This window comes from Cystobacter fuscus DSM 2262 (assembly GCF_000335475.2).
GTDB classification, from domain to species: Bacteria; Myxococcota; Myxococcia; order Myxococcales; family Myxococcaceae; genus Cystobacter; species Cystobacter fuscus.
Genome location: NZ_ANAH02000015.1, coordinates 334,906 through 348,331 on the forward strand (window position 1 = coordinate 334,906; position 13,426 = coordinate 348,331).

Annotated in this window: 7 protein-coding genes; 4 read left to right on the forward strand and 3 right to left on the reverse strand. The window is 69.5% G+C overall.

The features are described 5' to 3' along the window. Positions 1–29: 29 nt before the first annotated feature. Positions 30–2,024 carry a serine/threonine-protein kinase gene (locus D187_RS26875; protein WP_002629496.1) on the forward strand — a complete coding sequence of 665 codons (1,995 nt, stop codon included), beginning with the start codon at positions 30–32 and terminating at the stop codon, positions 2,022–2,024. A gap of 75 nt (positions 2,025–2,099) precedes the next feature. Here the strand turns inward: D187_RS26875 and D187_RS50410 are convergent, their stop codons facing one another. From D187_RS50410 to D187_RS52690, 3 genes are all read right to left on the reverse strand, one after another. Then, on the reverse strand, positions 2,100–2,702 hold the full coding sequence (locus D187_RS50410) for a hypothetical protein (protein WP_002629497.1): 603 nt from the start codon (positions 2,700–2,702) through the stop codon (positions 2,100–2,102). A 109-nt stretch (positions 2,703–2,811) separates the two neighbouring features. Next, entirely contained in the window at positions 2,812–3,120 is a 309-nt protein-coding gene (locus D187_RS59295; protein ID WP_368665056.1) for a hypothetical protein, read from the reverse strand. Positions 3,121–3,319: 199 nt separating this feature from the next. Then, complete coding sequence (locus tag D187_RS52690) at positions 3,320–5,752, reverse strand: Ig-like domain-containing protein (RefSeq protein WP_002629498.1); 2,433 nt, start codon at positions 5,750–5,752, stop codon at positions 3,320–3,322. 192 nt (positions 5,753–5,944) lie between these two features. Here D187_RS52690 and D187_RS26890 point away from each other — a divergent pair, with 192 nt between their 5' ends. The 3 genes from D187_RS26890 (at position 5,945) to proA (ending at position 13,408) form a co-directional block, all read left to right on the forward strand. Continuing rightward, entirely contained in the window at positions 5,945–6,355 is a 411-nt protein-coding gene (locus D187_RS26890; protein WP_002629499.1) for a VOC family protein, read from the forward strand. 79 nt (positions 6,356–6,434) lie between these two features. After that, a complete protein-coding gene (locus tag D187_RS26895; protein WP_002629500.1) occupies positions 6,435–7,526 on the forward strand; it encodes a glycoside hydrolase family 3 N-terminal domain-containing protein in 1,092 nt (363 codons plus the stop codon). A gap of 53 nt (positions 7,527–7,579) precedes the next feature. Next, entirely contained in the window at positions 7,580–13,408 is a 5,829-nt protein-coding gene (gene proA / locus D187_RS26900) for an anti-phage protein ProA (RefSeq protein ID WP_002629501.1), read from the forward strand. Positions 13,409–13,426 lie beyond the last annotated feature (18 nt).

Here is a 13,426-nt window from a genome sequence, read left to right on the forward strand (position 1 = left end):
CGGATGTGGCGGAGGGGAGTGCGCTCGTGATGCAACAGGTTGGCAAGTACCAGCTCATCCGCAAGCTCGCCACGGGAGGCATGGCCGAGGTGTACCTCGCCAAGGCCGCGGGTCCGCGGGGCTTCGAGAAGACCCTGGTGCTCAAGCGCATCCTGCCCCACCTGGCCGAGGAGCCCACCTTCGTGGAGATGTTCCTCTCCGAGGCCATGCTCGCCGCTCGGCTCTCGCACCCCCACATCGTGCAGATCTTCGACTTCGGCGAGGCGGACGGCGCGTACTTCCTCGCCATGGAGTACATCGACGGGCCCAGCCTGCGCACGCTCATCAAGCGCGCCGCAGCCCAGGGCCTGCCGCTGCCCACCACCCTGTGCGCGCGCATGGTCTCCCAAGCGTGCGAGGGACTCGCCTTCGCCCACGACTTCACCGACCCGGACACGGGCAAGCCCCTGGGCCTCATCCACCGCGACATCAGCCCGGACAACATCCTGCTCACGCGGCAGGGGGCGGCGAAGGTGGTGGACTTCGGCATCGCCAAGGCGGCGGACCAGGGGCACCGCACGGCCAGCGGCGTCATCAAGGGGAAGATCTCGTACATGCCGCCCGAGCAGCTGCGCGCCCAGGAGCTGGACCGGCGCGTGGACGTGTACGCGCTCGGGGTGGTGCTCTACGAGCTGCTCACGGCGCGCAAACCCCACGAGTCGACCTCCGAGGTCGGCCTGATGCAGTCCATCCTCTTCGAGCCCGCGGTGCCCGCGACCAAACACCGGTCGGACCTGCCCGAGGCCCTGCGCCACATCCTCACCCGAGCGCTCTCGAAGGAGCGCGAGCAGCGCTACCCGGACTGCCACGCGTTCCAGTCGGACCTGGAGGACTACATCCTCTCGGCGGGCAAGCCCGTGACGGCACAGCAGGTGGCCCAGCTCATCACCCATGTGACGAGCACCGACACCCACTCGCTCCCGACAACCACTCTGGCCCCGCGGGGGCCCCAGGCGCCCGGTACGCCGACCCACACGCCGCATCCCGCCCGGCTGGGCCTCGACCACGAGCCCTCCGTCGACGTGGAACCCACGATGCAGTCGCCCCGGTCACAGCCCACGAGGATGGAGACTCCCCAGCCGAGGTCTCTCGATTCGTCCCTGAGCGCGATGACGCCCCCCCCGGAGCACCTGCCCTCGGGGACGAGGATTCGCGCCGCGGCCCACGAGCCGCCCGATTCCCAGACGACGAAGGTACGGACCCCCCGCCCGCTGCGCACCCCGGTACAGCCGCTCCCGGCGGCGAAGCCCTCCGCCTCCAAGGCCGTGGATGCACGGCGGGAGACGGCGCCCGACACATCCCGCGGAGCGGGCCGCTGGGTCCTGGGGGTGTGCGTGGCCGCGCTGCTGCTCGGCGGAGGCGGCGTCCTGCTCGTGAAGACGAATTCCGCCCCCGAGCGGCAGGAGCCGCCCGCCGCGGCCACGCGGCCCGAAGTCCCTCCCGCCGCGGAAACGACGCCTCCGCGACAGGCCGAGCCCCCGACGTCCACGCCGTCTCCGGCCCCTGGGACAGGGAACACCCCGCCCACCGGGACCGTGGCGGAGGCCCCGCCCGCTGGGCTCCAGGAGACGCCGGCAGAGAAGAGCCCCACTCCTGCGGAGCCGGAGACCTCCGAGCCCCAGGTGGCCACGCGTCCCGAGGAGGAAGCGAAGCCGGTGAGCCCGGAGCCCACTCCCGCGACTCCGGAGCCCGTCGCGGAGAAGACAGTCCCCGCCCCCGCGAAGCCAGCGACGCAGGACCCCAAGCGAGCCGCGCCTCGCGCGAAGTCCGCCGCGAAGGGCATCCTGGAGTTCCGCATCCGGCCCTACGCCATCGTCTATGTGGACGGGAAGAAGGTGGGCGAAACGCCCCTGGCGCCCCTCGAACTGCCCGCGGGGCGCCACAGCGTGAGGCTCGTCAACGAGGAGTCCGGGGAGAAGAAGTTCGATAATGTCGAGATCGAACCCAACAAGCCCTACCTCCTCAAGTTCAACTTCCTCGAGTAGGCCGCCCGGGCGGCGCGGTGCCCCTCATGGGGAGCATTCGGTCACTGGACGCCGAGGTGGGCTTTCGTCTGGAGCTTACGGAGAGGCGGTCACCGAGGAAGCGGTCACCGGCAGCTCAGCGGGCACCACGGTGGAAGGACTCTGCTTCTCCGGCACAGCCTGAACGGGGCGCTTCTCCGAGACGGGAGCGGTCTGCTGCTCGGGATGCACCTGGACGGGGCCGTCCTGCTCCTCGGTCTCCTCGTCGTCCTCCTCTTCTTCCTCTTCTTCACTGGGAGCCGGAACAACGGCCTTCTGTCCCGTGACCTCCAGCCGGATGGCCTCGAAGAAGAGAGCAACCTTGGGGGCAACATCCTCGGGAAGCTCCGCGCCGGGCCGCATCAAGAGTGCTTCACGGAACGCCGCCCGAGAAGGACCCAGGAGACCCATCTCGCACAAGATGATGCCCTCATACAGCGACAGCGTCACCTCGCCATCAACTCCCCGGGGCAGCCGCCGCGCGCCCTGGATCAGGGTGAAAGCCTGCTCATACTCGAGTTTCTCGTAGAGCTGGCTGATCTCGTAGACGGCGTCCCAGATTTTGTCGTCGTCCTCCGCATGTCCTACCGCGGGGGGCAGCACGACCAAGGCGAGACATGGAAATCCCACCAGAAAGGACTTCCAGAAGGAGTGGCGCATGTGGGGTGACCTCGTTTTCTCAACCTAAGCACACTGACAGTGTTGGGCTCAAGTGAAGAAATCGGGTGCCAGCAGAGGATGAGATATCCCACCCGCCTGTCCTGCTGCGTTACCACGCACCACCGAGACAAAGGAAAACAGGCAATGGCCGCCAGGTGCGAGCACGGCCACGAACCAGGGCAAACATATCAATCCGACACCATCGGAACTCGAACGGGGGAAGGACTGCCCATGACGAAATCGTAGCCCCGCGCCCAGACAGTTCCGTCACTGTCCATGAACACCGAAGGCCGAGCACCCGCTTCCAACAGGGCAACATCCAACCAGTCCCGGCGGTGATGGATTTCACATTGGCCAGTTTCGGAATCTGCATTGGAAAGACACTGGCGCCACGCGCGCCAAGACCCAGTTGACCCAGATCATTCTTGCCCTAGGCTACGCGCTCATGGCGCGAGACCGTAGGCACGCCCCGGGGGAGCAAAGCTTCTCCTCCCGACGCGAAGTTCTCCCTGTCGATTCCCTTTGCTCATACCTGAACGGGGCGAGCCCGGGAGGTGACTCCAAGGCCCATCTCACTATACTCAGCGTATATCGGGACGATTCAGGTCACTGACATATCAGTGACGCGTCGTGGCTGAAACACTGTGACGGTGGCTTTCTTCTCCATGGAACTGGCGCCGCGTGTTTCGCTGATCGTGAGTTCGGCAATGTCTGCCAAGCATGATGGCCAGTGTGAGCAAAGCCCAGGTAACCGGGAAGGAAGGAGTGGAGGAGCAGCTCCAACCATAATGGCTTCTTTTCAACACGGTGTCTCGAACCAAGAAGGTATTGGTATAAGATTCGCCGCTGGCATTGCCCCCTGCGTCCGTGGCCAGTGCCTTCACCGTGTGGCTGCCCTCCGACAGTTCCGTAGGCTGCGCGAAGTTCCACGTCCCCGAAGCATCGGCCTTCGTGCTGCCCACCGCATTCCCGTCCACGAATACCGTGACAGTGCTTCCCACCTCCGCCCTCCCGCTGTAGGTCGGCTGGGTGTCCTTGAGCGCCGAACCGTCGGCTGGGGTGTCAACTACCGGAGCGGCCGGAGGCGTGATGTCCACCATGAAGGTGTTGGTGTGCGAGTCGGTGCTGTCATTGCCTCCTGCATCCCTGGCTCGCGCTCTCACTGAGTGGTTGCCCTCCGACAGTTCCGTAGGCCGCGCGAAGTTCCACGTCCCCGAAGCATCGGCCTTCGTGCTGCCCACCGCATTCCCGTCCACGAATACTGTGACAGTGCTTCCCACCTCCGCCCTCCCGCTGTAGGTCGGTTGGGTGTCCTTGAGCGTCGAACCGTTGGCTGGGGTGTCAACTACCGGAGCAGCCGGAGGCGTGATGTCCACCATGAAGGTATTGGAGTTCGATTCGAGGCTGTTGCTGCTCCCTGTATTCGTGACCCGCGCCATTACCGTGTGGCTGCCCGCCAATAGCTCCGCAGGCTGCGCGAAATTCCACGTCCCCGAAGCCTCGACCGTCGTGCTGCCCACCGCCTTCCCGTCCACGAATACTGTGACAGTGCTGCCCGCCCTCGCCATCCCTTCATAAATCGGTTGGCTTTTATTGATCGTCGAACCATTGGCTGGGCTAACCATCAAAAGCGAAAGATATACCTCCGTACCAGCGAGGCGGGCTGGGCCATCGCCTCCAGTGACCAACACCATACCTGAGCGCAACAGCGTCGCCGTGTGACCAGTGCGGCCTGCGGCAAGAAAGCCCGCAGAACTCCACTGCCCCGTAAGCGGGTCGTACACCTCCGCGCTAGCAAGATACTCGCTTGAGCCCCAGCCTCCAGCGGCCAGCACCCTACCGTCAGGCAACAGCGTCGAAGTGTGCCAATAGCGGACTTGGGCCAGAGAACCTGTTGGGCTCCACTCCCCCGTGCGTGGGTCGTACACCTCCGCGCTGGCGAGAGACCCGCTTGCGTCCCTGCCTCCGGAAACCAACACCCTGCCGTCAGACAACAGCGTCGCCGTATGATCGTAGCGGCCCTGGGCAAGAGCACCCGTTGAGCGCCACGCCCCCGTTTGCGGATCATACACCTCCGTGCTGGAGAGAGAGCCGCTTGGGACCCAGCCGCTTGAGCCCCAGCCGCCTGTGACCAGCACCCTACCGTCAGACAACAGCGTCGCCGTGTGATTATGGCGGGCATTGGACTGCGAGCCCGTCGGGCTCCACGCACTCTTGGCCGGGTTGTATATCTCTGCGCTAAAAAGATAGCCCTGGGGACCAATACCTCCGGAGACCAGCACCTTGCCATCATCCAACAGCGTCGAAGTGTGCGAGAGGCGAGGCGTAGCCATGGGGGACGTAGAGTTCCACACAGCCGTGCCCGGGTCATAAACCTCCGCGCTGGAGAGGTGAATGCCGCCTCGGCCTGTACCTCCGGAGACCAGCACCTTGCCATCATCCAACAGCGTGGCCGAGGGCTCTATACGAGCCGTGGCCAGAGCGCCTGTCGGACGCCACCCTCTCGTGTCCGGGTCGTACATCTCCACACTTGCGAGGGGAGCATCGTTAGCAGCTCGCCCCCCAACGACAAGCACCTTGCCACTCGGCAGTAGCGTCGCGGTGTGTTGGGAACGGGCCGTGGCCAAAGCGCCGGTGGGTATCCACGCCCCATTGAACATGGCTTGAAGAGCCTTGGACTCGAGCCACTCGCGGTACAGCGCTCCATCCCTGCCCTGCGGAACCTCACCGCAAGCCAGCCACAGCAGCGCTGAAGCCATGACCACACGTGCAACGCGCTCCACCCTGGTTCCAGGTAAGGACGACATGGATACCTCCAGATGTAAGGTATTCTGCAACTTCTCACCAGAAACACCTACTGGCGCCCTGCAGAAGTCACGTTGCCACGTAAACCGTGTTGGCTCTGTGATACGCCTCACTCCAAAGGAGAGATCTTCCTCATACCCATCTTCCAAAAGAAGGCTTGGGTTCACTTCCAAAAAAGGAACAGCCTTCATCGCCAAGGTGGGCTCGGCGTGAAGTTCGAACTCATTGACACGCGGAAGACTCATTCCCTTTGGATTTCATGCCAGCAGTTGGGCGTGTTCCTTTCGGGCACCACTCTTGCCATGGGAGGAAATGGACTCGAGCATGGCCGATGCTCTCTTCCGCCTCGGGTGAAGTCACGAACGAGCAAGACGTCAAGTCAAGGTTCCGGAGGTTGCCCAGGCCCCGAAGGCGGTGCACCCTCCCCGTCCACGACCATGCTCCCACTGCGTGTCTGCATCGATGTCGACGACCTCGACCGGGCCCTCGCCTTCTACACCCAGGCCCTCGGTCTGACGCCGGGCCGCCGCCAGGGCTCCGACTGGGCCGAGCTGCTCGGGGCCTCCTCCCCCATCGACCTGCTCGCCAAACCCTCCGGAAGCCCGCCCCACCCGGGCGCCTCCTCCACGCGCGACTACCGCCGTCACTGGACCCCCGTCCACCTGGACTTCACCGTCACCGACCTCGACGCCGCCGTGCTCCGCGCCCAGGCCGCCGGCGCCACCGTCGACGTGGGCATCCAATCGTTCCCCTGGGGCCGCATGGCCAACCTCGCGGACCCCTTCGGCCATGGCTTCTGTCTCCTGGAGTTCCACGGCCGGGGCTATGACGCGCTCGCCGACCCCTGAACGAGGAGCGAGCACCCATCCAGGCCCCACCTCGCCCTGGATTGCCCACACCCGCGCTCCTGGACTATCCCCATCCCCGATGCCCGCCGTCCCGGCCCTCCTGTTCACCCTGCTCCTGGCCACCGGCGCCCGAGCCGCGCCCCCTCGCCCCCTCCCCTTCTCCGAGCGCGCGCCCGATGAGGCCCGCGTGGAGCGCGTGCTCGGATCCCTCTCCCTCCGGGACAAGGTGGGGCAGCTGCTGCTCGCCTACCCCCAGGTGGGCAAGGACACCCCCGTCGAGGTGGGCGGCGTGCTCTTCGTGGGCGGCACCCTGCGCAAGCCCGACGCGGCCAGGGAGCGCATCCGCTCGTCCCGGGAGCGCGCCCGCGTGCCCCCCTTCTTCGCCGTGGACATCGAGGGTGGCGGCTTCAATCGTCTCTCCCGGCACGCCGCGCTCAAGGAGCTTCCCCTCGCGCGGGACATGGCCTCCCTGGAGGACGCCCAGGTGGAGGACTGGGGCCGGCGCGTGGGCGAGGCCATGCGGCAGGTGGGCCTCAACATGAACCTGGCACCCGTGTTCGACGTGGCCCCCGCCGGGCACATGTTCCGCAACGGGCGCGCCTTCTCCGGCGAGCCCGCGGTCGTCCAGCGCAAGGCCACCGCCTTCGCCCGCGGCCTCTCCCGCGCGGGCGTGGTCTCCATCGGCAAGCACTTCCCGGGCTATGGGGACCTCGACGCGGACTCGGACCATGTGCGCGCCCTCGCCGACTGGAGCCAGGAGCGCGTGCGCCACGAGGCCTCGGCGTTCCGCGCCGCGGACCGGTTCCTCGGCGGGGTGATGATGTCGAACATCGTCTACACGGCGTTCGGCCCCGCCCCCGCCATCCTCGAGCCCTCGCTCGTCGCGCTGGCCCACGAGGGCGGAGGCCTCTCGGTGACGGACGACGTGGCCATCCAGGCCCTCGCCGCGCACCTGGGCACCACCCGCGAGGAGGTGGTGCGGCGGGCCTTCCTCGCGGGCAATGATCTCATCCTCACCACCGAGCCCCCCGACTGGTCCGGCGGCCTGGACTACTTCGGCATCCTCACGGAGCTGGTGGGGACGGACGCGCAGCGGCTCGGACGCCTGGACGCGGCGGTACGGCGGGTGCTGCGTCTCAAGGACCGGATGGGGCTCTTGGACGGACGCTGAGTCCCACGGGGAGTCCCGTGACGGGCGATGCCGACATGGCATGATCGCCCCACATGTCGACTTCCGCACCCGCCCCGACGCCGTCCCCGGTCCAGGTCGAACTGCTCACCGCGCCCACGCTCACCTTCGCCATGGAGCAGAGCGGCGTGCCCCTCATCCGGGACGTGCTCCTGCGCAACACGAGCGACACGGCGCTCGGGCCCACCGTGCTCGAGGTGCGGCTGGAGCCGGACCTGGGCGAGCCCCTCCGGGTACCCGTCCCCCCACTGCCCGCCGGAGAGGAGACGAACCTCGGGGTGGTGGATCCCCGCCCGCCCCCGGGGCGGCTGCGCTCCGTGCTCGAGACCGAGCGCGCCCAACTGCGCTGGTCGCTGCGCCGGGAGGACACGACGCTCGCCGAGGGCGTGTCGGACGTGGAGGTGCTGCCCTACAACCACTGGCCCGGGGCGCGCGCGCCGCTGGGGCTGCTGGCCTCCTTCGTCACGCCCAACCACCCCGTCATCCCCGAGCTGCTTCAAGACGTGCGGCGGCTCTTGGAGCAGGCGGTGGGCGACGGGGCCCTGTGTGGCTACCAGAAGCGCGACCCGTTGCACGTGCACACCCAGGTGGCCGCCCTCTACGAGGCGGTGCAGGCCCTGGGGCTCGGCTACCGGGAGAGTCCCCCGAGCTTCGAGGAGCGGGGACAGAAGGTGCGCCTGCCGGATCAGCTCCTGCGCGAGCGCGCGGGGTGCTGCCTGGACCTGACGCTCTTCTTCGCCTCGGCGCTCGAGGCCATGGGCCTGCACTCCCTGCTCGTCCTCATCGAGGGCCATGCCTTTCCCGCGGTGTGGCTCATCGACGAGCGCTTCCCCGAGGGCCTCGTCGAGGACGCCGCGCGCCTGCGCAACCTCATCGCGCTCGGCCACCTCTTGCCCTTCGACTCCTCCACGGCCGTGGACGCGGGCCGGCCCATGCTCGACCAGGCCATCACCGTGGCGAAGGAGCACCTCCAGGACGACGCGCGCTTCGCCGCCGCGCTCGACGTGCGGGTGCTCCGGCTGGACCGCTACCGGCCCCTGCCCCTGCGCATCGTGGAGACGCCCGCGCCGCAGCTCGGCGCCTCCCCCGGGGAGGCCCACGCCCGCATCCGCACCCTGCTCGAGCGCGCCGCCACCACGCCGCCCGTCACCGAGGACAGGCCCGCCTCCGCCCAGGTCGTCTCGCGCTTCAGCAAGTGGAAGGAGAAGCTGCTCGACCTCACCCTGCGCAACAAGCTGCTCAACTTCCGGCTCGACACCCAGGGCGCCCTGCCGCTGCACGTGCCGGACCTCGCGAGCTTCGAGGACCTGTTCTCCAGCGGCGAGCCCTATGAGCTATTGCCCGCCCCCGAGGAGGACCCCCGGGACGGACGCACGGCGAAGCTGCAGCGCGCCCGGGGCACCGAGGAGGAAGTCGCCGCGCGCCGCCTGGAGGACCTCGGCAAGGGGCGCGTCCACTCGCCGCTGCGCGAGGCCGAGCTGTGGAACCGCGCGCGCAACCTGGACCGCACCTCGCGCACGGACCTGGAGGAAGGGGGAGCCCAGACGCTCTACCTGGGCATCGGCATGCTGCGCTGGGTGGCCGAGGGGGACCCGACGCCGCGGCTCGCCCCGCTGCTGCTCTACCCCGTGGCCTTCCGGCTCGACCGCGACCGCCAGCGGCTGAGCCTCACGCGCCTGCCCGAGGAGCCGCTGGGCAACGTGACGCTCGCGGAGAAGCTCCGGCGCGACTTCGGCCTCGACGCGAGCGTGCTCACCCAGCTCGAGCCCGACGAGAAGGGCCTGGACGTGGCGGGCATGCTGCGCGCCATGCGCTCGGCCATCCAGAGCCGGCCGGGCTGGGAGGTGCTGGACGAGGCGCACGTGGGCCTCTTCACCTTCACCAAGTTCCTCATGTGGAAGGACCTGGAAGACAACGAGTCCGTCCTGCTCTCCAACCCGCTCGTGCGCCACATCGCCGCCGCGGGCACCTCGGCGCCGCCGGTGAAGGGGCGCGAGTTCCACCCCGAGCACCTCGACACCGAGCTGCCCGCCGCCGAGCTGCCCTGCGTCGTCAACGCGGACTCCACGCAGATGGCCGCCGTGGCCTCGGCGCTCTCGGGACGCTCCTTCGTCCTCCAGGGCCCGCCCGGCACGGGCAAGTCGCAGACCATCACCAACCTCATCGCCGCCGCGCTCGCCCGGGGCAAGAGCGTCCTCTTCGTCTCCGAGAAGATGGCCGCCCTGGACGTCGTCCACCGCCGCCTCGAGGACGTGGGGCTCGGCGACTTCTGCCTGGAGCTGCACAGCCACAAGAGCAACAAGAAGGAGGTGCTCGCCTCCTTCGGCCGCGCCTACGAGCGCACCCGACGCACCCCCGAGCCCCCCTGGCAGGCGCGCTCGCGCGAGCTCACCACCACGCGCGAGGACCTCAACGCCTACGTGCGCGCGCTGCACCACTCCTGGCCGCTCGGCCTGAGCCTCTATGGCGCCACCAGCCGGCTGCTCTTCCTGCGCGATGCCCCCGAGGTGCGCCTGTCCCTGCCCGCCCCCCAGGAGCTGACCGAGGCGCGCTTCCGCGAGGCCCGCGCCGAGGTGGAGTCCCTGGCGAGCACGCTGCGCGCCGTGCAGGCGCTCGGGGAACACCCGTGGGGCCCCGTGCGAGGCCTCACCTGGTCCAACGCGCTGGAGGAGCAGCTCGAGCGCGCCCTGGACGAGGCCCGGGCCGCGCTCGACGGCGTGGAGAAGACAGCCGCGCCGCTCGCCGCCAGCCTGGCCCTGGAGGTGCCCGCTTCCACCCAGGCGCTGCGTCCGCTGCTCGAGCTGGCCGAGGTGCTCGCCAGTGGGCCCGTGCCCGCCGTCGCCCTGCTCGATGACGCCTGGCCCGAGGTGGCGCGGCGCACCCAGGAGCACGCCCTCGCCCTGCGCGAGCAGTCGTCGCGCGAGAGCCAGCTCTCCTCCCGGTGGAAGCCCGAGCTGTTCTCCCTGGAGCTGCCCTCCCTGCACGCCCTCTTCCTCAAGTGGGCCCGCGCCTTCTTCCTCTTCGCCCTCTTCTTCCTGTGGAGCGCGCGCAAGCAACTGGCGGCGCTCGCCACGCGCGGACTGCCCGGCAACCCGGAGATCGAAAAGGATCTGTCCACCGCCCTCAAGGTCGTGGAGAGCCGGCCGGTGCTCGCCGCCCAGGCCCGCTCGCTCTCGGGCGTGCTGAGCGGCGTGCCCCCCGAGTTCATGGACCGCCCCGAGGCACTCGAGGCGCTCGGCCAGCGCGTGCTCCAGGTGCGCGCGCTGCGCGAGGCGCTCGGCGCGAGACGCGTACAACTGCCCTCGGACGCGGCGTCGCGGGAGGTGCTGGCCGCCCAGGCCCTGGCGCTGCGCACCGCCCTGGGGAGGCTCGCCCAGGCCGAGGAAGCCCTCGCCGGACTGCTCCAGGCGCGCCCCTGGGAGCCCCTCACCTCGCCCCGCCACCGCGAGTCGCTCCGCCACCAGGTGGACGCGTGGAAGGCGGGCCTGCGCGGCTTGCGGCCCTGGTGCCTGTACCAGGCGCAGGCCGAGAAGCTCCGCACGCTCGGCCATGGACGGTTCGTGGACGCGGTGGAGGACCAGGGCCTGCCCGCCGACACGCTGGAGCGCGCCTTCGAGCGCGCGGTGCTCTCGGCCTGGACGCGGGCGCTGCGGGACGCGGAGCCCGTGCTGCGCGACTTCGAGGGCACCACCCACTCGGGGCGCATCGAGCGCTTCCGCCGGCTCGACGGGGAGCACGTGCAGCTGTCCCGCCAGCACGTCATCGCCTCGCTGGAGCAGAAGCTGCCCACGGGGCTCGCCGCCGCCGCCGACAGCTCCGAGCCCGGCATCCTCGCGCGCGAGCTGCGCAAGAAGGCGCGGCACATGGCGCTGCGCAAGCTGCTCGCCTCCATTCCCCAGTTGTCGCGGAGGCTCAAGCCCTGCTTCCTCATGAGCCCCCTGTCCGTCGCCCAGTACCTCCCGGCGGACGGGCGGCGCTTCGACCTGCTCGTCTTCGACGAGGCGTCGCAGATCGGCACCCATGACGCCATCGGCGCCATCGCCCGGGCGGACCAGGTGATCGTCGTGGGCGACTCCAAGCAGCTGCCGCCCACCACGTTCTTCACCCGCGGCGAGGACACCGAGGCCGTCCCCGACGAGAACGACGTGCTGGAGCTGGAGAGCATCCTGGAGGAGGCGCTCGCCAAGCAGTTGCCGCAACAGATGCTCGGCTGGCACTACCGCAGCCGCCACGACAGCCTCATCGACTTCAGCAACCGGCAGTACTACGAGGGCCGCCTGCACGTGTTCCCCGCCGCCCGGGCGCGCGTGGAGGACCTGGGCGTCAAGTGGCACCCCGTGCCCGACGGCGTCTACCAGTCGCGCACGAGCGGCAAGACGGCCGCCATCAATCCCCGCGAGGCCCGGGTGCTGGTGGACGAGCTGGTCCAGGCGCTGCGCCGCCATGCGCCGCACGAGCGCACCTTCGGGGTGGTCACCTTCAGCGTGGTGCAGCAGCAGCTCATCCTGGAGCTGCTCGACGCCGAGCGGGCGCGCTTCCCGGAGATCGAACCCCACTTCGCCTCCGCCGAGCCGGTGTTCGTGAAGAACCTGGAGAACGTGCAGGGCGACGAGCGGGACGAGATCTTCTTCAGCATCTGCTACGCGAAGGACGAGACGGGCAAGCTGCGCATGCACTTCGGCCCGCTGAGCCGGGCGGGCGGCGAGCGGCGGTTGAACGTGGCCATCACCCGCGCGCGCTGCTGCCTGCGGGTGTTCTCCACGCTGACGCACGAGCAGATCGACCTGACACGCACCGGGGCCGTGGGAGCGCGCCATCTGCGCGAGTTCCTGCGCAAGGCGGCGGAGGCGGCGGCCCCAGTGGCCCATGCGGCCGAGCGCAAGCCCGAGGGCGCGCTGGAGGCCGAGGTGGCCGAGGCGCTGCGGGGCCTGGGCCACACGGTGCACGCGGACGTGGGCAGCGGGGGCTACCGGGTGGACCTCGCGGTGGCGCACCCCGAGCGGCCGGGCGAGTACGTGCTGGGAGTGGAGTGTGACGGACCGCACTACCGCTCGGCGGCGAGCGCACGGGACCGGGACAGGCTGCGCGGGGAGGTGCTCCAGGGGCTCGGCTGGCGGCTGCACCGCGTGTGGTCCTCCGACTGGGCCACGGACCGCGAGGCCCAGGTGAAGGCGCTCGGGACGGCGGTGCGGGACGCGCTGGAGGCCAGCAACCGGCCCGCGGCGCCACCGCCTCCCGCTCCCGAGCCGGTCCCCGAGGCCGCTCCCGCCGAGGAGGCTCCGCCCGAGCCCCTGGCGCTCCAGGACGAGGCCCGGGCCGTGCGGCCCTACGTGCCCACGAAGCTGCCCCCGGTGAAGGCCGGCGCGGACTTCTTCGCGCCCACGGCCGCCACGCGCCTGCGCGAGCAGATCCACCTGGTGTTGGAGCAGGAGGGGCCGGTGCACGAGGAGTTGCTCGCGCGGCGGCTCCTGGAGGCCTGGGGGCTGCAGAAGCTGACGCCGCGGGTGCGCCAGCGCATCGAGGAGCAGGTGGCGGAGCTGACGAAGCGGGGGGCGGTGATCGAACGGGGCGACTTCCTCTGGTCGGGAGCCAACGGCCCCGAGCGCTACACGGACTTCCGGGGAGCACACCCCGAGCGCGAGGCGGCGCAACTGCCCGCCGAGGAGGTGGCCAATGCGGCGGCCTGGGTGCTGTCCCAGGCGCTGTCGCTCGGCCAGGAGGACTTGCTGCGCGCGACGGGCAAGCTCTTCGGGGTGCAGCGGCTCACGCGCACGGTGCTGCCGGTGTTGCAGGGGGGCGTGGAGCTGCTCGCGAGCCAGGGCCGGTGCGTGGTGGAGGACGAGCGCGTGGTGTGGAAGGGTTAGGCCCCGAGGGGAACCAGG